Genomic DNA, 21,993 nt, shown 5'->3' with positions numbered 1-21,993 from the left:
GGGTTTTGGGTTAGTCATTAAACTCAATGGATACGTTCGACCACTCATTATCAAACTTTGTGTTGTATTTTTTATAAAAATTGATGGCTGGCTCATTCCAGTTTAATACCTGAAACACCATTCCACTGTAATTATTGGTTTGACCATATTCCAGTGTTGCATCAAATAATTTTTTTCCAATCTGCTTTCCTCTTAGCTTTTCAGTTACTACAAGATCTTCAAGATACAGCCTTCTTCCTTTCCAGGTTGAATATCTGTCGTAATACAGGGATATTCCAACTATTTTTCCTTCATATTCCGCTACAAAAGCTCCCCAAACAGGAGAAGTACCAAAACCATCCTGAGTAAAATCCTCTAAAGTCACGGTTACTTCATGCAGTGCTTTTTCATATTCTGCCAATTCTTTTATCAAATCCAGCATAGCAGCACAGTCCTGCTGAACTGCTTTTCTTATGATCACATCACTCATTATGGTGCCTGTATTTTTGCTAAAATTCTATTGATAATTTCCTCAGTTGTGATCTCTTCCGCTTCTGCTTCAAAGGTCAATCCCATTCTGTGTCTCAATACATCTTTTGCCAATGCTTTTACATCTTCCGGAATGACAAATGCTCTTCCTTTTAAGAAGGCGTAGGCTCTTGAAGCAATAGCAAGGTTGATGGATGCTCTTGGAGAAGCTCCGAAGCTGATATAATTTTTAAGTTCAGAAAGACCGTAATTTTCCGGATAACGTGTTGCGAACACCATATCCAGGATATATTTTTCAATTTTCTCGTCGAGATAAATCTGATTGATCAGTTCTTTTGCATCTACAATATCCTGAAGGGAGATTACAGGCTTAACCGTTGGCTGGTGTGAGGTTGAAACCATTCTCATCACCTGTCTTTCATCTTCAAAAGCAGGATAATCTATGGTACACTTCAGCATAAAACGGTCGCTTTGTGCTTCAGGAAGCAGGTAAGTTCCTTCCTGGTCAATAGGGTTTTGTGTCGCCAATACCAGGAACGGTTTTGGAAGCTTCATGGTTTCGTCACCAATCGTCACCTGTTTTTCCTGCATGACCTCCAGAAGCGCTGACTGTACTTTTGCCGGCGCACGGTTGATCTCGTCCGCCAAAACAAAATTCGCAAATACCGGCCCTTTTTTTATAGAAAAATCATTGTCTTTGATATTGAAAATCATCGTTCCCACTACGTCTGCAGGAAGTAAATCCGGTGTAAACTGAATCCTTGAAAAATCTCCATGAACAGCATCTGCCAATGTTTTTATCGCTAAGGTTTTAGCCAGTCCCGGTACTCCTTCAAGAAGAACGTGTCCGTTTCCCAAAAGCCCTACCAAAAGACGGTCTACCATGTATTCCTGCCCAATAATAACTTTGTTGATTTCCTGTCTCAGAAGAGTAAATAAGTAGTTTTTTTCTTTTACTTTTTCCGTCAATTGGCGGATATCTTCAGCTTGATATATCTCTGACATAGCTCGATTTAAAATAAGTGGTAAATTTCTGATAAATACTTGCATTAATCAACATAATAAATGCCATTTTTGAGTTAAAGTTTGTTAAAAAATCCGGCATTAACAATATTTTCAATGCTATAATACTGTATTTCTTATCTATATATAAATCCAGAAATTCAAATTATTACTATTAAACCATTCTTTATTTTTTTCATATTATCGAAAAAAAATGTCACAAATTACTTCTGCAACATTTTTTTAATTGTTTGTCTAAATTATCAATCAAGAGCTGTTTCTTAGTATTTAAAGCTTGGTTATAGTAATGGTAAATATATTTTCAGGAGCATCAGTAGTATCTTCATAAGCACCGACATTTATAAAATAATCAGTTCCTCCCGTAGTGGTAATAGTAAGGGTTTCTGCTGTACCATTGCCACCAGTATCTACAGTTCCTGTACATGACAGATTACTGCAGCTGCCACTATATACAGCTATCTGCGGATCATAGCTACTTCCGGAAGGCATAGTCACCTTAATCGTATACTGACTGCCATCACCCGTAAACTTAAACCATGTACCATCATTCATTCCTGCATCTCCACTACTTGTACATACCGTTATATTTCCGGCATTATTAGTTGTAGATATAGCATCATTCTGAGTGTAGGTGTAAGGAAATACTGATGCCAGCAATGCTCCCGCACATGCGTCATTTACAGGTATTGGAGGAACAGTTTTAAAAACAAGTTCTGAACATCCTGAAGATTCAATACCTCCTGAAACTGATGTTATTCTTAAATAGCAAGTTGTTCCGGCCGGAAGAGCTGCAGAAGGGGTAAAGCTATTTCCGGATACGATCTGCTGATTAATAATATCTGAACTTCCTGAACTTGTCCCCACTGAAACTTTGTAGGATGCAGCACCTGAAACAGGATACCAGTTGAAATCAGGAAATAGAGAAACGTTTTGAGCATTATTTACAGGATAAATAACAAAAGGACAGGCAGGGCTGACATTTGGTGTAAGACCTGAAATTGTAACTGCTGATTTATAATCTGCACTTATTCCTCCAGGAGGAGATGCAATATCCACTACAGCGCGGTCTCCTTTATAGTACAGTGTTGAATATGGAAAATGAGGATAGACATGGAAAGCTTCATCAAAATTATTAATATCAATATTCGGAGAGTTTTCTTTTGCTGCAACAACTAAATTATCAACATTATTATAAGTAAATGGCGTAGTAAAAACAACTTCGACTTTATTATTGTTTTTGGTGACAGCTCCCGTAAATACCTGTGTCAGTTGCGAAGCAGGAATCCAGTCTGTGCCGGAAGAAAAGACTGTTTTTGAAGTATGCCCGAGATATACGGTCCAGTTTGAAGATTCAGTAATAGTAGAGGAAGAATCCACATAAAATGTAAGGCCGGTAATAGAACCTGCCGTACTGGCATTTAATTCCTGTTTACGATATATCTGCTGTACATAGGAATAGGAAAAAAAACTGCTTACCGGAGCAACACCAACATTTGAACTACCAATATTGATATTGATTTGCGCATCCATTATCGCAAATATAAAAAATAAAGCTAAAAGTAAAATTCTTTTCATCATTAATAACATTTAGGTAAAATATAGTGCTAATTTAATAATAAATACTTTGATTACACCAATAATAAATATATTTCATCACATAACCCTATACTAAGAAATAATTTAAACAAAAACAAACTAAAATTTAAAAACAATAAACATTTAACAATAATACAAGACAATTACACAAAATAAGATAAATTAAATTTGATTTTAATAAATATTTAATACATTTACACTAAACATCAATACTATGTATAAAAAGCTATCCTTTTGCAGTTTTTTCATTGCCAATTTCGTTTTCGCCCAAACGACCATGACCAATATAATTTCTGATGCTGTCTACTATGATGGCTATGCAGCTACGGTATCCAATCCTACGCCCGTGGGTTTGACCAGATTGAATAACTCCAGGTACACCAGAAAGCTTACTGACGCAGAACTAGACTCTTTCAAAGCTAAGATTGCGATGCGGGTAACAATCGCTGCATTGTGTGACAATTATGACCGTCTCGGAGAAGTCTTTTTAGCAATGGTACCTAAAAACCAATCTATTTACACCATCAATGATTCTAATGTCAAAAGAATAGAAGTAGGCAGATATATTACTCCTTTTATGAATAAAAACAAAACACCCTCTGAAGTTCCTTACACCTATGATGTCAGCAATTTGTACAGCATATTTCATGATACAACATTGCGTGGCATGTACGATCTGTATATGGAACTGGATGTTTTCGGGGTTCCTTATGCAGCACAGACTCAGGTTTCAGGCTGCACAAACAGAACTGATGTTTTTTCAGGCACCCTTACTTTTTTCTCAACGGATACAGGAGCAGCACCTACAGACAGCAATAATCTTTTACCTCTTCTAACTTACAGCAGTCTTAATAACTACAACAGCACCGATGTTACCGGAGAAACGGTTAGAATTGTTACTTTTAATCTGCCAAGCCCTGTTACAAATGCCCGTTTTTTTGTAATTTCTACTCCCCATGGGGCCAACAGTGGCGGTGAAGAATATGTCAGAAGACAAAACTATACCTATATAGATGATGTACAGGTTCTCACCTATACTCCAGGAGGTATTTCATGTGAACCGTACCGTGTATACAATACTCAAGGAAACGGAATCTATGGTTCTACTCCTAAAACTTTTGCTGACTGGACTTCATGGAATAACTGGTGTCCGGGAAATTCTGTTCCCATCAGAAAATTTACATTACCGAGCTTAACTGCGGGGAATCACACCTTGAAACACACAATTCCAACTGCCGTTTTCAACCAACAGCAGGGAGAAGTAAGGTTATCGGTTTATATGCAGGGGAAGAGCAATACAGCACTGAATGCAAAAGATATCAGAACAGTTGACGTGAACATATATCCCAATCCTACTACGGACTTTGTCAATGTAAAATCAAAAGCAGAAGTCAATTCAATCAGTGTTTTTAATACAGAAGGCCGAAAACTTTCCGAAACTTATAACGAAAACAAAATAAATCTTTCGTCATACAGCACAGGGGTTTATTTTCTACATATTGTTTTAAAAGACGGAACGACCTTTACCCACAAAATAATCAAAAAATAATTGCGGGCAGATTTTTCAGAAATAATGAAAACATACCCTCCCTGAAGCTTTTCACGGGAGGTTTTTCATTAATTATCACATATTAATACACATCTAAAACACTCTGTTATCAATAAAAATTAGCCAAAGAACAACCTTAATTTGCTCTTTTTTCAAATAGTTAAAAAATTTTAACTTTAATCCTCTACCCAAAAAAATTGTCATTTCCAGTTTATTAAACTATTTTTGGTGATTAAAAATTTTGCAAAATGAATTATCATTTTCAAGCACACAGACAGGTTAGAAAGAACCTTTTAGATATCCTTCAGAATACCTCTCATGAAGATCTGATCCTGATTCCGGATGGTTTCAACAACAATATTTACTGGAATATTGCCCATACTGTTGCCACACAGCAGCTACTGCACTATTACCTGAGCGGAAATCCTTTCCGTATAGATAAGTATTGGATTGAAACATACAAGAAAGGGACTTTGCCCAACTTAAATGTTCAGAAATCAGAAGTGGAAGATTTAGAATTTTTACTTACCGAAACTTCAAAGATTTTAATGAAGGATTATGACAGTGATTTCTTCTCAGACTACACTCCTTACACCACAAGTTTCGGAATGGATCTGAAAAGCATTCAGGATGCCATCATCTTCAACAATATGCACGAAACCCTTCACTATGGATATGTGATGGCACAAAAAAGAGCAATTTTAGGAGAGAAAGGGAGATAATGAATCTTGCTACGCAAGTCAATGGTCAGAAGTGAATAGGCATCCAACCAATTGACTTACAAAGTAAAATTCACGATTGACCATTCACTCTATAACTATATAATACATTTTCAATGAAAGACGATTTTATTTTCGGGCTGCGTCCCGTGATTGAAGCAATTGAAGCGGGAAAAACGATTGACAAGATCTTTGTGCAGAATGCACTTCAGGGTCCTATTTATGCTGAATTAAAAGCCATTTTAGCGAAAAATAAAATCCGTCCCAATTATGTTCCGGTTGAAAAACTGAACCGTTTTACAAGAAAGAACCACCAGGGTGTGGTTGCTTTTATTTCGGACGTACCGTTTCATAAAGTGGAGGATATTGTTCCACAGTTATTCGAACAGGGAAAAACACCTTTCCTTTTAATTCTGGACAGACTTACCGATGTAAGAAACTTTGGAGCCATCTGCAGAACAGCGGAATGCGTAGGAATAGATGCAGTTATTATTCCTGAAAAAGGAGCTGCTCCTATCAATTCCGATGCGATAAAAACTTCTGCCGGAGCGATCTATAATATCAAAATATGTAAGGAAAACAATCTTGCCCACACGGTAGACTTCCTTCAGCAAAGCGGAATTTCCGTATATGCAGCCAGCGAAAAAGCGCAGAAGTTAATCTATGATGTTAATATGACTGAGCCATGTGCTATCGTTATGGGAAATGAGGAAACCGGAATTTCTAAAGAAGTATTGCATCATGCTGATGAAAAAATAAAACTTCCTATTGAAGGAAAAACACAATCCCTGAATGTTTCTGTAGCATGTGGAGCGATTTTGTATGAAGCGGTAAGACAGAAAATGTCCGTGATACCTAATCCATAACCATGAAAATACAATCACTTTTACCTTTATTTTTTGTCCCGTTGGCTTTTAATGCCCAGACAAAAAAAACAGCAACAGACAACTGTCTTGCCACTGATCTTGATAAGATGGTTCAGAAAGAAGCTGTTGCTTATATGCAGGATCCTGCACGTGTAGGAATTTCAATAGGCATTTTTAAAGATGGTAAAAGTTATTTTTATAATTATGGGACAACAGAAATAGGGAAATCAGAACTTCCAACCTCCCAAAGTCCATATGAGATTGCATCCATCACAAAGACCTTTACCGGAACACTTCTGGCTCATGCTTTAGTAGATGGTAAAATCAAAATGGATGATGATATCCGGAAATATCTGGATGGAAATTATCCTAATCTTGAATTTGAAAAGCACCCGATAACAATCGGTAATCTAACCAATCATTCATCAGGATTGCCTCAGTTTTTACCGGATCAGTCTGAAACATTCAAAAAACCGATGGACTCTGTTGCCCTCGCATTGTCGGATTTTTATAAAAACTATTCAAAAAAGAATTTTTATGAGGATCTTCATCAGGCTAAAGTGGATTTTGTACCCGGAACAGAATATAAATATTCCAATGTCGGAACACAGATTGCCGGGGATATCCTGGAAAAAGTATATCATACAAGCTATGAAAACCTGCTTTCAGAGTATATCACAAAGCCTCTGAAAATGAATCATACTATTATTGGTACGAATTCTGCACAGCTATTGACTCGTTATAACGAAAAAGGAAAGATAATGCCCAGAAATTTCACAACCATTTTTGCTCCTGCAGGAGGAATCATTTCTACTACAGGAGATCTTGTGAAATACATGCAGTATCATCTGGATGAGAACAATAAATATGTGAAAGCATCCCATACTCTTTTTGTAAAAAGTGAAGGAGATGCTATTGGATTATATTGGAGATTGCACACCTATGAAGATGGAACTCAAACCGTTTATCATACAGGAGGTACATTTGGTTTTTCAAGTGTTCTTCAGATATATCCATCAAAAAACATGGGAGTCGTAGTACTTTCCAATGAATCGGATGGAGAATCTCAGGGAAAACTGCACGACATCGCAGATAATATATTAAGAAACAGTAGTAAAAAATAAAGTTAAAAAAATCGAATGAAGAATATTGCAGCGCTTGCGCTTATATCATCAATAGCTCTTGTATCTTGTAAAAAAGAAACAGCAAAAATAACGAAAGTAGATCCTAAAACCGGAAAAACAGTAACGGTAGAAGTTCCTGCTGATTCTGTAGCGAAAGTTTCAGAAAACCCTGCTATCAAAGATTCTGCGGGAGTTATTACACAGACTTTCAAGCTGGAAAAAGGTAAAACATATCCTCTTACCACTTATCAGAGAGATGTGAAGACTATGACTGACCCTCAGGGGAAATCCATCACCGCTACCAGCGAATCTACAGATGAGATGAATTTTGTAGTGGATGACATCAAAGGAAACGTATATGAAATGACGCTTAACCTTGTAGCAAAGAGAAGTTCTCAGTCGGCACAGGGAAAAACGGTAGTAGTAGACACCAAACTTCCTCTTCCTAAAGAAGATGATCTTAAAATGATCTGGAATGTAAACAAAGCGCTTACCGGAAACAAACTTCAGATGAAGATGGATACAAAAGGGAATGTAATTTCTATTACAGGATTTGATGCTGTTTACACAAAAGTAGGTAACGCAGTTGGTACACTTATCAAAGATGCCAATGAAAAAGCAAGCGTAGTAGCAAGCCTTAAGCAGTCTTTCAACGAAAAAGTACTGAAAGACCAGTTCCATAAAAACCTGATGATTATTCCTAAAAAAGGAGTTAAAATCGGAGAAAAATGGTCAACTTCTGAAAATGCTGACGCCAGCGGAGCTGTTAAAGTAACCTCTAATTATGTAATGAAAAGCTTAGGAAACGGAGCTGCAGAAATTGCAGTAACCGGAGGTATTCCCAAAAAAACAGAAAAGAAAACTCAAGGACCTATCACACACAGCCTGAGCAGTGAGCTTGTTCAGAACGGAACCATTAAGTTTGACGAAAGCACGGGATGGATTACCAACCAGAATATCAACGTAAAAACAACTCAGATAGAAACCATTTCCGATGGAAAACAGTCTCAGTCTATGAAAAGTATTTCCAATTCTTCGGTAATGGTAAACCCATCTGCTAAATAACTTGAATAAACATTCAGGGTTTAAAGTTTACATCTTAAACCCTGAACTTTAAACAAAAAAATTATGAAGTACATTCTTGAGTTAGTACTCACTGCCATTATTATTTTCTTTGTCTGGAATATTCTGAAAAGAATTTTCTTTAAGACATTCTATAGTTACCGTTTTAATAACAATAATCAAAACAACGGGCAGCAGGACATCAACAACTCGAATAAGAATAACAAAAAGAACCTTAAGTGGGATGCAGAAACGGTAGACTACGAAGAGGTGAAAGAGAGTAATGACAAAAGGTAAAAATTCCAAGAAATAAAAGATAATAACCAGCATGGCAAAAAATAAAAACTTAATTTATATTGCAATTTCATTAGTAGTATTTATAGTTTTAGCATTTTTATATTCCACTCCTGTATTTTCAGGGAAACAGCTTTTCCAGCATGATATTGTACAGTACAGAGGAGGAGCAAAAGAACTGCTTGACTACAGAGCCAATACCGGAAATGAAACCTATTGGAGTGACTCCATGTTTGGGGGAATGCCGACTTATCAGATGGGAAGCCAGTTCAAAGGTGATATCATCAAAAAAATAGACAGCAATCTGAATTTCCTGCCAAGGCCGGTTAATTATCTCTTCCTGCTGTTTGCAGGTTTTTTCCTTTTGGGAATGGTAGTGGTCAGAAACTGGAAATATGCTCTTTTGGGAGCTACTTTCTTCGGACTTTCCACCTATTTTTATATCATTATTGCAGCCGGACATAATGGTAAAGTAAATACCATTGAATATTTCGCACCGCTGTTAGCCGGAATTTTACTGGTGTATATCAGGAAACAATACATCTGGGGGTTCATTGTCACTACCCTTTTTATGGGTCTTCAAATTGCTGCAAACCACCCACAAATGACCTATTATCTGTTCATTGCGTTAGGATTCTTATTCCTTTCTGAATTGATCAGAGCCATCCAGAAAAAGACACCGATGAAGCACTTCCTTATTTCATCAGGGATTATCGCAGCGTCATGTGTTATCGGGGTTGGAATGAATTCACAAAGAATCATGGCCAATTCAGAATATGTAAAAGAAACGGTTCGTGGAAAGCAGATTTTAAATAACGACAGCCATACTTCAGGAAAATCCGGAATGGACAAAGAAAGTATGCTGATGTGGAGCTACGGGCAACTGGAAACTTTAAACCTTTTTATTCCAAGATTAATGGGAGGCGGAAGCCAGGAACCTGAAGGAAAAGAAATCATGAACAGAGTTCAGGAGCTGGTGCAGGAAAATGTAGGTTCACAGACTGAAATGGACAGAATTTCCAAAGGTTTTAGCGGGGTTACTTACTGGGGAGACCAGCCGGGAACTTCAGGACCTGCCTATCAGGGAGCAATTGTTTGTTTTCTTGCTTTATTAGGATTCTTTTTTGCCTCGAAAAAATACCGTTACTGGATTTTAGGAGCTTCCATTCTGACTATTTTACTGGCCTGGGGAAGTAACTTTATGCCATTATCGGATTTCTTTATCGATTATGTACCGTTCTATAATAAATTCAGAGCTCCTTCTTCAATCTTAGTGGTAGTAGAGTTATTATTCCCATTAATTGCCATTTTGGGATTATACAGATTCTTTACAGATGAAAAGTTGACTGAAGAGTATAAGCAGAAAATTCTGATGTATGTAGGAGGTGGAACGTTAGGATTTTTATTGATTCTTTTAATCTTTGGAAAATCATTGTTAGGTTTTGCTACAGAAAACGAGAAAACCTACTTCCCTCCTTTCCTGCTTGATTATCTTGTAGATGAAAGATATAAATTATTCAGAATAGATGCCATAAAAGCATTCATTTATGTAGCGATTACTGCGGCAGCTCTATTCTTAACTTTAAAGAAAAAGCTTAATCAGAATATTGCTTTGGTAGTGATTGGGCTTGTAAGTTTATTTGATCTTTGGTCGGTAAACAAACGTTACTTAAACGATGAAAACTATGTTGATAAAATCTTCGCTGAAAATCCTTTCCAGACTGAAAGTTCAGACCTGTTGGCTGAAAAAGTGCAGGGAAATCCAAATCTTGAATCTATTTTATCCAATGTCAACATCAACAAAACATTGGAGACTATTGCTGAGAAAGACAAAACACACTACAGAATTTACAACCAGACATTAGGAGTTACCAGCGAAACCAATACCTCTTATTTTAAGGCTTCCATCGGCGGTTATCACGCTGTAAAATTAAGAAGATATGACGATGTACTGAATGAATACATCAATAGTATTGATAGTATAAAAACACCTAATGTATTAAACCTGTTGAATACCAAATACATGGTTTTCGGAGGTCCTGAGCAGCCACAGGTTGTTCCTAATCCTAAAGCTAATGGCAATGCATGGTTTGTAAGCGATTTAAAATTTGTAGATACTCCTAATCAGGAAATAAAAGCGATCGGGACTATTGACAACAAGAAAACAGCTGTCATTGCTTCATCTGACAAATCATATTTTGATAACAAACCTGTTCAGGCAGATTCTACAGCATTTATCACTCTTACGAAATATCAGCCTAACGAACTTGAATTTAAATCTCAGTCGAAAACACCTCAATTGGCCGTATTCTCTGAAGTTTATTATCCTCATGGATGGAAAGTGTTAGTAGATGAGAAAGAAGTTCCTTATATCAAAGCAGATTATTTGCTTCGTGCCGTACATGTTCCAGCAGGAAACCACCATATCAGAATGGTTTTTGAACCTGAAGTGATTGAAAAAGGAAAATGGCTTTCTCTTTTTTCATTCGGATTATTTATCCTGTTGGCTGCATTTGGGCTTTTCTGGATGAATAAGAACAAGAAAAAAGAGATTGTAGCTGAACAGAATGCTTAAACAATATAAATAGTGTTGCGCAATGAGATTCTTCACTGCGCTACGCTTGGTTCAGAATGACAAAGACCATTAAGTAAAAAATGGAACAGAAGAAAATATTGATTATCACCTATTACTGGCCTCCTGCGGGAGGTCCTGGTGTTCAAAGATGGCTGAAGTTTGCAAAATATCTACCTGATTTTGGTTGGAAACCGATCATCTATACTCCGGAAAATCCAAGCTATCCATTGCTGGACGAAACACTGATGAAAGATATTCCGGAAAATATCGAGATGGTAAGAACCAAAATCTGGGAACCTTATCAGCTTGCTGAAAAACTGAATAAGAGCAATAAAAAATTCAAAGCCGGACAATTTGATGTAGGCAAAAACCAAAGTTGGAAATCTAAACTTTCAATTTGGGTAAGAGGTAATTTTTTCATTCCTGATGCCAGAGTTTTTTGGGTAAAACCATCCGTTACATTTCTGGAAAAATACCTGAAAGAAAATAAAATAGACACCATCGTTACTTCCGGTCCGCCACACTCTCTGCATCTGATTGGTTTAGGGCTTAAAAATAAAATGCCGGACCTGAAATGGGTTGCTGATTTCCGTGATCCATGGACAGAGATTTCCTACTACAAACATCTGAAATTAACTAAAAGTTCAGATAAAAAACACCGGCAGCTGGAAAGTGCTGTATTTAAGAATGCAGACATCACTTTGGCTACAAGTTACACTGATGCTGAAAACTTCAGAAAGGCCGGAGCTAATGCATTTTGTATTACGAATGGATTTGATGAAAGCGATTCAAGCAAAAAAGCAGTTGAAAATAAAAATTCACAAATTGAAAAAGCATTTACGCTAAGCTATATCGGAGTTTTGGAACAGCTGAGAAACCCTGAAAATCTTTGGAAAGCACTCGACGAACTGGTGAAAGAAAATGCTGAATTTGCGGCTGATTTTAAGTTGAAATTTGTAGGACGAATAGATGATAAAGTCCTCCACTCCATTGAAAATTCAAGTCTGAAAAATCATATTCTGAATCTTGGATATCTTGCCCATGGGAAAGCTGTTGAAGAAATGCAAAACTCGGATATGCTTCTTATTACCAATTTCCCGAACGAAGCTTCAAAAGGAATTATCCCCGGAAAAATATTTGAATATCTGGCTTCAGGAAAGCAGATTCTATCTTTCGGTCCGGACAAAGCGGATGTCGCAAAAATTCTGGAAGAAACGCAGGCAGGAAAACATTTCAGTTATCAGGATACAGAAAACATTAAAAAGTTTATTCTTGAAAAATATGAACTGTGGAAAAATGACAGCCTTATTGAAAATACCCAGCATATTGAACAGTTTTCAAGAAAAAATCTTACTCAACAGCTGACTGAAGTTTTGAAATAAAAAAGAAAGGAAGTTAGAGGCTGGAAGTTTATTCCAGTCGCTAACTTCTAACTTCTATATTGTCCACTGGTCATTCACAACGGCAATCAGATAGTATTTACCCTCAAATTCTTCAAATACGAAACGAACCGTTTTCCAATCCATATTACCGGATTTTTCGGTTCCTTTGATATAATTTTCCGTGAAATCAGCTTTAGGATAAATCTCTTTTAAATTATTCAGGGAATTACCTCCTCCGATAAATTTATTCACTGAATATTGTGAAGCTGTAAAGTCTTTAGAAAAAACCCATTTGCCAAGATAATCGTTGATGGTTGCTTTATAAGGATCTCCTGAACCATCCTGTTTCCCCCATGTAAACAAGGTTTTAGTAGGCTGGTATTTTTCAAAATCTGCTTTAGAAAAATGTTTATCTTCTTTCAGATTAACAAAAGCATACATTGAAAAACGGATCCCTTTTTGCGGGTGAATGAAGGAGGCAAAAGCAGTATAATCTTTATCTTTCAGTGCTTTCAAGACCTCATCATTAGCCAGCTTTAAAGCGGCTTCTTTATCCGCATGGGTCTGAACCGTACCTGCAGTGTCTGTTTTATTTTGTGCAATAGAATCTATTTCGTTCGGAACAGGTTTCCCGGCCTCTTTTTTACAGGCTGTAACAAGGCTCAAAACGAATACCGCGATCAGTAATTTTTTCATATTTTACATTTTGCAATAGGTAAAAACACCAAAACTGATGCCAAGCGATACATAATCTAAAGAGATAAAGACGATGAAGATTAAGAGGTTTCGGCTTCTCATTTTAAAAATTACATCGTACATTTGTTAGATGGAAATGTTGGATATTCTGATTATCGGGGCCGGACCCATCGGTTTGAACTGCGCCCTTGAAGCTCAAAAAAACAATCTTAGTCATGTAATCATAGAAAAGGGAACTATTGTCAATTCATTGTACAATTATCCTTTGTACATGCGTTTTTTCTCCACTGCTGAAAAGCTGGAAATTGATGAGATTCCCTTTATTTCTACTGCTCCAAAACCTGGAAGGCAGGAAGCTCTGGAATACTATCAGGGAATTGCCAGACAAAAAAGCCTGAATATTAACCTGTATGAAAAAGTTCTGAGCGTTTCAAAGAAGGATGAGATATTTGAGATCAAAACCACCAAAGCAAATTATCAGGCTAAAAATGTAGTCATCGCTACGGGGTTTTATGATATTCCTAACCTGATGAATATTCCCGGTGAAGACCTTCCTAAAGTTAAGCATTATTATACGGAACCTTACCCTTACGCAAAGCAGAAAATTGTGGTGGTAGGCTCCAGTAATTCTGCTGTAGATGCAGCCCTGGAAACGTACAGAAAAGGAGCTGATGTAACGATGATTGTCCGTCATGCTGAGATTTCCAAAAGTGTAAAATATTGGGTAAAACCCGATATTGAAAACAGAATTGCAGAGGGCAGTATTAAAGCTCATTTTAATGCAGAAATGATCGAAATTAAAGAAAATTCTGTTGTTTTTAAAGATGAAAACGGAGCTATTCATGAAATTGACAATGATTTTGTACTGGCCATGACAGGCTATCTTCCTGATTTTGATTTTCTGAAAAATTCAGGAATAGAACTCAATGGAGACTGCCTGAATCCTTTTTACCATCCTGAAACCATGGAAACCAATATTTCCAACCTCTATCTTGCCGGTGTGGTATGCGGAGGAAAAGATACTCACCTTTGGTTCATTGAAAATTCAAGGATTCATGCCAATATGATTATTAATTCGATTCTTTCCATATCTTCATCGTAAATGATTACAGATATTAAAAAAAGTTTCGGGCAATTTCTACGAAATTGCCCGAAACTTTTTGCTTTTAATCAAAAGCGCTATATCATCTCTTTTTCTACCTTATTTTTATCCTTAAGCATCCATGGAACGATAAAATAAAAACCAATAGCGATAACTGCCGCCAGAACTCCTGTTCCGATCCATAATGTATTGAAACCTAATTTTTCTGCTATCAGTGTTCCTATATAAGGTGTTACAATAAACGCAATGGAAAATGACATTCCGTTCAGTCCCATGTAAGCGCCTTTATTGTTCTCTCCCGAACGTAATGCCGTAATCGTTGACATAAAAGGAAGTGTCCATATTTCTCCCACGCAAAGCAATGTCATAGACAGCACAAGGGTAATCAGACTGTAATCGAAAGCGAGCATGGCATAGGAAATACCACACAGGAAAGTCCCGATCAGCATAGTAAAAGCTAAAGTAAAATACTTCTCAGCAATCTGTACCAGTCCCATTTCGAGCAGTACAATCAGAAAACCGCTGTATCCCAGAATATATCCGATATTCTGCTGGCTCAGATGAGCTGTATCCTTATAAAATATCGTCAGGGTACTGAACAGCTGGAAGAAACATATGGAAAACAGCATACAGAATACACAATAAATAAGGAATTTACTGTCGCGGTAGGGTGAACTTTCTTTTTTAATAATAATAGCTTCTTTTACCTTTTTTGCTTTCAGTTTAGCTAATCGCGCCCGGTTTTTAAAGAACCAGATATACATCAATCCTGCCAGCAAAGCAGCCAATGCATTGCTGAAAAACAGAAATTCATAAGAAATAGCCGACAAAATACCACCCAGTGCAGGACCAATAGAAAACCCAAGGTTAACGGCCATACGATTGAGCGAGAAAGCACGGGTAATATTTTCAGGTTTTGCATATTTGGTAATCGCCACCGAGTTTGCGGGACGGAACGTTTCACTTACAATACTTTGGGCTAAAATAATTCCCGCCAGACCAGCTTCTGTAGTAAAGAGCGGAATCAAGCAGAATAAAGGAACGCTGAGCAGCAAACTCAGACTCTGCACCCTGTACTCTCCTATTTTATCCGTAATCATACCTCCAAGCCATGATCCGATAACCGAACCTATTCCAAAAAAGCTCAGTACAATTCCGGAATTTTCAATACTGAAATGCAAATGATTCGTCATATAAACTCCCAGAAACGGAAGTACCATAGAGCCGGCCCTGTTGATGAGCATTACCAACGCCAGCATCCAACTCTCCTGCGAGAGTCCTTTGAAAGAACTCGTATATACGTTAATTAATCTCACAATAATATTTTGGGGAAATTTGACAGTGCAAAATTAGATAAAAATAACCCAAAAGTCTTTGTTTAAACCCTATTTTTATCAATAACCTTCAACAGACAATCAACTTTATCTTAAAAAACAGTTTTATCTGCTATATAAAAACAATAAACTTTTATAAAAATCGTAAATTGCAGTAACAACAGATGCTTTTATACTAAATTCACTTAGAAACATAATAAAATTTTAACCAATACTGAAAAATGATAACCTACGAAAATTTACATGATACGCTATCTTTTTACAGTATTGACTGCTGCCAATCCTATTACATTTCTTCCGGAAAACCCATTTTTGAATTTCCAAAAGCTCCTTTCAGAATGGATTATTATGCACTATGTATATGTACTGCCGGAGAAATCAATATTGAAATAGACCGTCAGAAATACAAAGTAGATGCTGACAGCTTTCTTATTGCAGCACCTTCTACCATTGTGAAATTTGGAAAAACCAGTGATGATTTTACGATGAAACTGCTGTTCTTCGACAAGAACTTTCTGATTAAAAATATTTCCAATCCTTTTATCATTGAGAAAATGAATCTTTTCTCCAAAGGCTCATACAGTATTGTAAAAACTACGGCAACCAATTCTTCACTTCTGCAAAATCTTCTGGATTACCTCGATAAAAAATCGAAAAAGCAGGGAAAATTTACAGAGGAGATTATCCGTACCATTATTTTCAATCTTCTGCTGGAGACTGCTGAGATTATGGAACAGGAAAATGCTGCAAATCCGGAAAAGGAAGAAGGAAAAAAAGACCTTTATCTCAAATTCAGTAAACTGATCCGTGAAAATATCACCAGGGAAAGAACGGTTCAGTTTTATGCGGATCAACTTCATGTTTCCAATAAATACCTCATCGAAATCATTAAGAAATCAAGCGGAAAAACACCTCATGAAGTGATTGATGAAGCATTACTGAAGGAAGCGTATGTCATGCTTGGAAACCCTGAAATCACCATATCGGAGATCGCCTTTGAGCTTCAGTTTAACTCAGCATCAGCTTTCGGCCGTTTCTTTAAAAAACATACGGCACTTTCCCCTTCGGAGTACAGAACTAAAGAAAATATTCAGTCATGAGAATTTGGGGATAATAATTCTGAACTTGGGGATATATATCGCTTTCTGAATAGAGGTACCTTTATACTGTTAATTAAAAACAATAAAAGATGAGTACGATCAATTCAAAATTCGATAAAGTTTTAAATGCCTCTGAGCAGTTTGGAAATGTAAACCACGAACCGGATTCAAGCAAAGAAGTTCAGATTAACACTCCTGAAAAGACGATGCCTTTTTCCGACCAGATCGGAAACTACCAGCGTAATAAAGGCATCCCTTTACAATCTTACGAAAACAGTAAAATCTATATTGTTGGAAGCGGAATTGCCGGCATGTCGGCAGCGTATTATTTTATCCGTGATGGCCGTGTACCCGGCAAAAATATTATTTTCCTCGACCAGCTGAATGTGGAAGGCGGATCTTTGGATGGAGCTGGTAACGCAAAAGACGGTTACATCATCCGTGGAGGAAGAGAAATGGATATGACTTATGAAAATCTATGGGATATGTTCCAGGATATTCCTGCTTTGGAACTGCCTGCTCCTTATAGTGTATTGGATGAATACCGTCTTGTTAATGACAACGACCCGAATTATTCCAAAGCAAGACTCATTCATAACCAGGGACAGATCAAGGATTTCAGCAAATTCGGACTTGAGAAAAAAGATCAGCTGGCGATTGTAAAACTCCTGTTAAAGAAAAAAGAAGAACTGGACGATCTTACGATTGAAGATTATTTTTCTGAATCTTTCCTGAACAGTAATTTCTGGTTCTTCTGGCGTTCTATGTTTGCCTTCGAAAACTGGCACAGCTTACTGGAACTGAAACTGTATATGCACAGATTCCTTCATGCCATTGACGGAATGAAAGACTTCTCATGTCTGGTATTCCCCAAATATAACCAGTACGACACGTATGTAACTCCATTAAAAAACTTCCTGGTGGAAAAAGGGGTGCAGATCCAGTTTAATACTTTGGTAAAAGATCTTGATATTCATATTAATACGGAAGGAAAAACTGTAGAAGGAATTATCACTGAACAAAATGGCGAAGAAGTAAGAATACCGGTTGGTAAAGACGACTACGTTATTGTAACTACCGGATCTATGACAGAAAGTACGTTCTACGGTGACAACAATACCGTTCCTGAGGTTACGATAGACAACAGCAGTGCAGGACAAAGTGCAGGATGGAAGCTTTGGAAAAATCTTGCTGCAAAATCTGAAGTATTCGGAAAACCTGAAAAATTCTGTAGCCACATTGAAAAATCTTCATGGGAGTCTGCTACCTTAACCTGCCGTCCTTCTGCTTTCACAGAGAAACTCAAAGAACTGTGTGTAAATGATCCTTATTCAGGAAGAACAGCCACAGGAGGTATTATTACCATTACAGATTCTAATTGGGTAATGAGTTTTACCTGCAACAGGCAACCGCACTTCCCTACTCAGCCGGATGACATCCTTGTAGTTTGGGTATATGCTTTACTGATGGATAAAGAAGGTAATTATATCAAAAAAACAATGCCTCAGTGTACCGGAAACGAGATTCTTGCTGAGCTTTGCTACCACCTTGGAATAGCAGATCAGCTGGATAATGTCACTGAAAATACCATTGTACGTACTGCATTCATGCCATATATCACGTCTATGTTTATGCCTAGAGCGATGGGAGACCGTCCGAGAGTGGTTCCTGAAGGATGTACCAACTTAGGTCTTGTAGGACAGTTTGTAGAAACCAATAACGATGTTGTCTTCACTATGGAAAGCTCTGTGAGAACTGCGAGAATAGCTGTTTACAGCCTTCTTAATCTTAACAAACAAGTGCCGGATATCAATCCGTTACAATATGACATCCGACATTTATTAAAAGCTACCCAGGCTTTGAATGACTATAAACCTTTCTTAGGAGAAGGGATTTTAAGAAAAAAATTAAAAGGAACTTATTTTGAACACATCCTTGTAAACCGTCCGGAAGAAAAAGAAGAACATGAATCTTTCTTAACCAGATTTCAGGAATGGGTAAAAGGAGTAAAAGACTAAAAATAAATCTCATGGATTTTAAAAATATAACGATAGCGGGAAGCGGCGTATTGGGATATCAGATCGCTTTCCAAACGGCCTATCACGGTTTCAAAGTTACCGTATATGATATCAATGATGAAGTATTGGAAAAAGCCAAAGGTAAATTCACCGCTTTAAGTGAAGCTTACAAAAAAGATCTCAGCGCAACGCAGGAACAACTTGATGCTACATTCAAAAATATCAGCTATTCATCTGATCTTGCTGAAGCAGTAAAGGATGCCGATCTTCTGATAGAAGCTGTTCCAGAAGATCCAGCCATCAAAACGGAATTCTATCATAAACTGGCTCAGGTAGCACCTGAAAAAACAGTATTTGCAACGAATTCTTCTACTCTTCTTCCAAGTCAGTTTGCTGAGGATACAGGAAGACCGGAGAAATTTGTAGCCCTCCATTTTGCCAATGAAATCTGGAAGCACAATACCGGAGAGGTAATGCGGCATCCGGGAACTTCTCAGGAGGTATTTGATTCTGTAATCAGATTTGCGAAAGCAATTGGAATGGTAGCACTATCTATCCAGAAGGAACAACCCGGGTATATTGTCAATTCATTATTGGTTCCGCTGCTTGGCGCTGCAGTCAATCTCTGGGTCGATGAAGTATCAGATATAGAAACAATTGACAAGACATGGATGGTAGCTACCGGAGCACCAGCAGGGCCTTTTGGTATTCTGGATATTGTAGGAATTACGACGGCTTATAATATCAATAAGATGGAAGCTGAAGAAACTCAGGATCCGTTAAAGATAAAAGCTGTAGAAAAATTAAAAAAAGAATATATTGATAAAGGAAAACTGGGAGTATTGACCGGGGAAGGATTTTATAAATATCCAAATCCCGCCTATCAGGACAAGGATTTCCTGAAGTAGAATCTTAAATTTCAGATTTTTAGCTATTAAAATAAATCAGGACTTCAATGCAAGTCCTGATTTTTTCTTATCAATTATTCTTAAGATTAATTCTGATTTAATTTTGTCTGTTGGAATTCGCAGGCGCAAGTTTATTTTTTAACCCGTTTTTAAGACGCAAAGATTTTATCTACGATAAAATTGATATTTGTTGATCCCTGGAGCTTAGAACATTTATCAATTAATTAGTATAACACATGCCGGAAATCTTCGATTTCCTCGCGTCTTAAAAATATTCAGAATGAATGAATTTCTTTGCGCCGTTGCGTATTCCAACAAAAACAACAAAAAGCAGGACTTCATTTGAAGTCCTGCTTTTTGTTTTATGATCTATTCCTGAAAGTTATTCAGGTTTATAAGAATCTTTCAATGTTACTGTTCTGTTGAATACCAAGGTATCTTCAGTAGAATCCTGATCTTTTGTAAAATATCCGATTCTCTGGAACTGTAATGGTTCTCCTACAGCAACTTCTTTCAGGCTCGGTTCAGCAAATCCTTTCACTGTAGTTACAGACTCAGGATTGATGAAGTTCAAGAAGTCTACATCTTTTTCCGCATCAGGCTGTTCCACTGTAAACAGTTGGTTGTAGATTCTTACTTCTACAGGAATAGCATGTTTTGCAGATACCCAATGTAAAGTTCCTTTTACTTTTCTTAAACTTTCCTCTGTTCCGCTTCCTGACTTACTCTTCTCATCATACGTAGCGTAGATCGTTGTAATCTCACCATTTTCATCCTTCTCCACTCTTTCAGCTTTGATGATGTAAGCAGACTTCAAACGAACTTCTCCTCCTAATTTAAGTCTGAAGAATTTATTGTTAGCTTCTTCCTTGAAGTCTTCACGTTCAATATAGATTTCTCTTGAGAATGGTACTTCTCTTGTCCCTGCATCTTCCTGTTCAGGATTATTCTCAGTTTCTAACCATTCTTCCTTATCTTCCGGATAGTTTTCGATCACTAATTTCACTGGATCTACTACTGCCATCACACGCTTGGCAACCTTATTCAGGTCTTCACGCACGCAGAAATCAAGCAGCTGAATTTCAATAAGGTTTTCTCTTTTCGCAACCCCTACTTTTTCAATAAAGTTTCTGATAGAAGCCGGAGTAAATCCTTTTCTTCTCATCCCAGAGATAGTAGGCATTCTAGGATCATCCCATCCGGTTACGACCCCTTCAGCAACCAGTCTCTGCAGCTTTCTTTTGGAAGTAATCATATAGGAAACATTCATCCTTGCAAATTCTCTCTGCTTGTTTTTAACCTTTCCTTCTTCATACACCTGGTCAAGATACCAGTTGTACAACGGTCTGTGATTTTCAAACTCCAGAGAACAAAGGGAATGTGAAACCTGTTCGATATAATCGGATTCACCATGAGCCCAGTCGTACATAGGATAAATTTTCCAGGCTGTACCTGTTCTGTGGTGAGGTTTATTCAAAATTCTGTACATCACCGGGTCACGCATATTCATATTAGGCGAAACCATGTCGATTTTTGCACGAAGAGACATCGAACCGCTTTCAAACTCTCCGTTTTTCATCCTTTCGAATAAATCTAACGATTCTTCAACAGGACGGTTTCTGTATGGAGATTCAATTCCCGGCTCTGCAGGATTTTTTCTTTGCTCGGTAATCACTTCAGAAGGCTGCTCATCTACATAAGCTTTTCCTTCTTTAATTAACTGAACTGCCCAATCGTAAAGCTGCTGGAAGTAATCGGATGCATACAAAACTTTATCCCATTTGAAACCCAGCCATTCAACGTCTTTCATAATAGAGTCTACGAATTCCTGTTCTTCTTTTTCAGGGTTCGTATCGTCGAAACGAAGGTTTACTGGAGCATTGTATTTTTCGCCCAGCCCAAAATTGATGCAGATGGCTTTTGTATGCCCTACATGCAGGTAACCATTAGGTTCAGGCGGAAAACGGAAACGAATCTGCTCTCTTTTCAGACCGTTTGCCAGATCATCTTCTATAATTTGCTCAATAAAATTGAGTGATTTTTTTTCTTCTTCCATTAAAGTAGCTTTTATTTTTTAGCAAAAAAAGTTTCACAAAGTTACGGAAAAATAAGCTTTTGTAAAAGTGGTAATTTAAATGCCTTACCTATTGTATTTCAATATTTTTCACTAATTTCGG

At 37.3% G+C, this 21,993-nt stretch carries 18 protein-coding genes; 12 read left to right on the top strand and 6 right to left on the bottom strand.

Annotation, left to right across the window (positions count from 1 at the left end; translation table 11 throughout):
• Positions 1-10: 10 nt before the first annotated feature.
• The 3 genes from AC59HC_RS15570 to AC59HC_RS15560 all read right to left on the bottom strand — a co-directional run bounded on the left by AC59HC_RS15570 (position 11) and on the right by AC59HC_RS15560 (position 3,069).
• Positions 11-469 (bottom strand): GNAT family N-acetyltransferase, encoded by a 459-nt coding sequence (locus tag AC59HC_RS15570; RefSeq protein WP_343640155.1) that lies wholly within the window; start codon positions 467-469, stop codon positions 11-13.
• Positions 469-1,473 carry an AAA family ATPase gene (locus AC59HC_RS15565; RefSeq protein ID WP_202838932.1) on the bottom strand — a complete coding sequence of 335 codons (1,005 nt, stop codon included), beginning with the start codon at positions 1,471-1,473 and terminating at the stop codon, positions 469-471. The genes AC59HC_RS15570 and AC59HC_RS15565 overlap by 1 nt, the downstream gene beginning before the upstream one ends.
• 285 nt (positions 1,474-1,758) lie before the next feature.
• Positions 1,759-3,069, bottom strand: coding sequence for a hypothetical protein (locus AC59HC_RS15560; protein WP_496558953.1), 1,311 nt, complete (start codon positions 3,067-3,069; stop codon positions 1,759-1,761).
• 232 nt (positions 3,070-3,301) lie between these two features.
• Between AC59HC_RS15560 and AC59HC_RS15555 the strand changes: the two genes are divergently transcribed.
• From AC59HC_RS15555 to AC59HC_RS15520, 8 genes are all read left to right on the top strand, one after another.
• The gene (locus AC59HC_RS15555; RefSeq protein ID WP_429813260.1) at positions 3,302-4,636 is read left to right on the top strand and encodes a peptide-N-glycosidase F-related protein; all 1,335 of its coding nucleotides are present in this window, start codon (positions 3,302-3,304) and stop codon (positions 4,634-4,636) included.
• Between the two features lie 248 nt (positions 4,637-4,884).
• Positions 4,885-5,358: a DinB family protein gene (locus tag AC59HC_RS15550; RefSeq protein ID WP_110010139.1), complete on the top strand. Its 474-nt coding sequence runs from the start codon at positions 4,885-4,887 to the stop codon at positions 5,356-5,358.
• A 113-nt stretch (positions 5,359-5,471) separates the two neighbouring features.
• Positions 5,472-6,221: a 23S rRNA (guanosine(2251)-2'-O)-methyltransferase RlmB gene (gene rlmB, locus AC59HC_RS15545; RefSeq protein WP_062674398.1), complete on the top strand. Its 750-nt coding sequence runs from the start codon at positions 5,472-5,474 to the stop codon at positions 6,219-6,221.
• A gap of 2 nt (positions 6,222-6,223) precedes the next feature.
• Complete coding sequence (locus AC59HC_RS15540) at positions 6,224-7,345, top strand: serine hydrolase domain-containing protein (RefSeq protein WP_496558952.1); 1,122 nt, start codon at positions 6,224-6,226, stop codon at positions 7,343-7,345.
• 15 nt (positions 7,346-7,360) lie between these two features.
• Complete coding sequence (locus tag AC59HC_RS15535) at positions 7,361-8,410, top strand: DUF6263 family protein (protein ID WP_110010141.1); 1,050 nt, start codon at positions 7,361-7,363, stop codon at positions 8,408-8,410.
• Between the two features lie 63 nt (positions 8,411-8,473).
• Positions 8,474-8,704, top strand: a complete 231-nt coding sequence (locus tag AC59HC_RS15530) for a hypothetical protein (protein ID WP_110010142.1) — start codon at positions 8,474-8,476, stop codon at positions 8,702-8,704.
• Positions 8,705-8,735: 31 nt separating this feature from the next.
• A complete protein-coding gene (locus AC59HC_RS15525; RefSeq protein ID WP_496558951.1) occupies positions 8,736-11,276 on the top strand; it encodes a YfhO family protein in 2,541 nt (846 codons plus the stop codon).
• Positions 11,277-11,356: 80 nt separating this feature from the next.
• Complete coding sequence (locus tag AC59HC_RS15520) at positions 11,357-12,658, top strand: glycosyltransferase family protein (protein WP_137905740.1); 1,302 nt, start codon at positions 11,357-11,359, stop codon at positions 12,656-12,658.
• A 54-nt stretch (positions 12,659-12,712) separates the two neighbouring features.
• Here the strand turns inward: AC59HC_RS15520 and AC59HC_RS15515 are convergent, their stop codons facing one another.
• Positions 12,713-13,354 (bottom strand): hypothetical protein, encoded by a 642-nt coding sequence (locus AC59HC_RS15515; protein ID WP_202838928.1) that lies wholly within the window; start codon positions 13,352-13,354, stop codon positions 12,713-12,715.
• A 130-nt stretch (positions 13,355-13,484) separates the two neighbouring features.
• On the opposite strand from AC59HC_RS15515, the gene AC59HC_RS15510 reads away from it, so the two are divergent.
• Positions 13,485-14,456, top strand: a complete 972-nt coding sequence (locus AC59HC_RS15510) for a YpdA family putative bacillithiol disulfide reductase (protein ID WP_496558950.1) — start codon at positions 13,485-13,487, stop codon at positions 14,454-14,456.
• Between the two features lie 77 nt (positions 14,457-14,533).
• On the opposite strand, the gene AC59HC_RS15505 is transcribed toward AC59HC_RS15510, so the two are convergent.
• Entirely contained in the window at positions 14,534-15,715 is a 1,182-nt protein-coding gene (locus AC59HC_RS15505) for an MFS transporter (RefSeq protein ID WP_110010204.1), read from the bottom strand.
• Positions 15,716-16,011: 296 nt separating this feature from the next.
• Here AC59HC_RS15505 and AC59HC_RS15500 point away from each other — a divergent pair, with 296 nt between their 5' ends.
• The 3 genes from AC59HC_RS15500 (at position 16,012) to AC59HC_RS15490 (ending at position 19,816) form a co-directional block, all read left to right on the top strand.
• Positions 16,012-16,890 carry an AraC family transcriptional regulator gene (locus tag AC59HC_RS15500; protein WP_120231945.1) on the top strand — a complete coding sequence of 293 codons (879 nt, stop codon included), beginning with the start codon at positions 16,012-16,014 and terminating at the stop codon, positions 16,888-16,890.
• Positions 16,891-16,979: 89 nt separating this feature from the next.
• Positions 16,980-18,908: an oleate hydratase gene (locus AC59HC_RS15495; RefSeq protein ID WP_496558949.1), complete on the top strand. Its 1,929-nt coding sequence runs from the start codon at positions 16,980-16,982 to the stop codon at positions 18,906-18,908.
• A gap of 11 nt (positions 18,909-18,919) precedes the next feature.
• Positions 18,920-19,816, top strand: coding sequence for a 3-hydroxyacyl-CoA dehydrogenase (locus tag AC59HC_RS15490; protein ID WP_496558948.1), 897 nt, complete (start codon positions 18,920-18,922; stop codon positions 19,814-19,816).
• A gap of 382 nt (positions 19,817-20,198) precedes the next feature.
• Here the strand turns inward: AC59HC_RS15490 and AC59HC_RS15485 are convergent, their stop codons facing one another.
• Positions 20,199-21,872 carry a glutamine--tRNA ligase/YqeY domain fusion protein gene (locus tag AC59HC_RS15485; protein ID WP_110010149.1) on the bottom strand — a complete coding sequence of 558 codons (1,674 nt, stop codon included), beginning with the start codon at positions 21,870-21,872 and terminating at the stop codon, positions 20,199-20,201.
• Between the last annotated feature and the right edge of the window lie 121 nt (positions 21,873-21,993).

The organism is Chryseobacterium sp. DZ-32, from assembly GCF_059587025.1.
This window is presented reverse-complemented; position numbering and strand designations above follow the sequence as displayed.

What these genes read in the sequence shown, in the direction of transcription:
- AC59HC_RS15555 (WP_429813260.1), top strand. Translation starts at nt 3,302, where the DNA reads ATGTATAAAAAGCTATCCTTTTGCAGTTTTTTCATTGCCAATTTCGTT.
- AC59HC_RS15570 (WP_343640155.1), bottom strand. Translation starts at nt 469, where the DNA reads ATGAGTGATGTGATCATAAGAAAAGCAGTTCAGCAGGACTGTGCTGCT.
- AC59HC_RS15490 (WP_496558948.1), top strand. Translation starts at nt 18,920, where the DNA reads ATGGATTTTAAAAATATAACGATAGCGGGAAGCGGCGTATTGGGATAT.
- AC59HC_RS15550 (WP_110010139.1), top strand. Translation starts at nt 4,885, where the DNA reads ATGAATTATCATTTTCAAGCACACAGACAGGTTAGAAAGAACCTTTTA.
- AC59HC_RS15505 (WP_110010204.1), bottom strand. Translation starts at nt 15,715, where the DNA reads ATGCTGGCGTTGGTAATGCTCATCAACAGGGCCGGCTCTATGGTACTT.
- AC59HC_RS15515 (WP_202838928.1), bottom strand. Translation starts at nt 13,354, where the DNA reads ATGAAAAAATTACTGATCGCGGTATTCGTTTTGAGCCTTGTTACAGCC.
- AC59HC_RS15560 (WP_496558953.1), bottom strand. Translation starts at nt 3,069, where the DNA reads ATGATGAAAAGAATTTTACTTTTAGCTTTATTTTTTATATTTGCGATA.
- AC59HC_RS15520 (WP_137905740.1), top strand. Translation starts at nt 11,357, where the DNA reads ATGGAACAGAAGAAAATATTGATTATCACCTATTACTGGCCTCCTGCG.
- AC59HC_RS15510 (WP_496558950.1), top strand. Translation starts at nt 13,485, where the DNA reads ATGGAAATGTTGGATATTCTGATTATCGGGGCCGGACCCATCGGTTTG.
- AC59HC_RS15565 (WP_202838932.1), bottom strand. Translation starts at nt 1,473, where the DNA reads ATGTCAGAGATATATCAAGCTGAAGATATCCGCCAATTGACGGAAAAA.
- AC59HC_RS15495 (WP_496558949.1), top strand. Translation starts at nt 16,980, where the DNA reads ATGAGTACGATCAATTCAAAATTCGATAAAGTTTTAAATGCCTCTGAG.
- AC59HC_RS15540 (WP_496558952.1), top strand. Translation starts at nt 6,224, where the DNA reads ATGAAAATACAATCACTTTTACCTTTATTTTTTGTCCCGTTGGCTTTT.
- AC59HC_RS15535 (WP_110010141.1), top strand. Translation starts at nt 7,361, where the DNA reads ATGAAGAATATTGCAGCGCTTGCGCTTATATCATCAATAGCTCTTGTA.
- AC59HC_RS15525 (WP_496558951.1), top strand. Translation starts at nt 8,736, where the DNA reads ATGGCAAAAAATAAAAACTTAATTTATATTGCAATTTCATTAGTAGTA.
- rlmB (WP_062674398.1), top strand. Translation starts at nt 5,472, where the DNA reads ATGAAAGACGATTTTATTTTCGGGCTGCGTCCCGTGATTGAAGCAATT.
- AC59HC_RS15485 (WP_110010149.1), bottom strand. Translation starts at nt 21,872, where the DNA reads ATGGAAGAAGAAAAAAAATCACTCAATTTTATTGAGCAAATTATAGAA.
- AC59HC_RS15500 (WP_120231945.1), top strand. Translation starts at nt 16,012, where the DNA reads ATGATAACCTACGAAAATTTACATGATACGCTATCTTTTTACAGTATT.
- AC59HC_RS15530 (WP_110010142.1), top strand. Translation starts at nt 8,474, where the DNA reads ATGAAGTACATTCTTGAGTTAGTACTCACTGCCATTATTATTTTCTTT.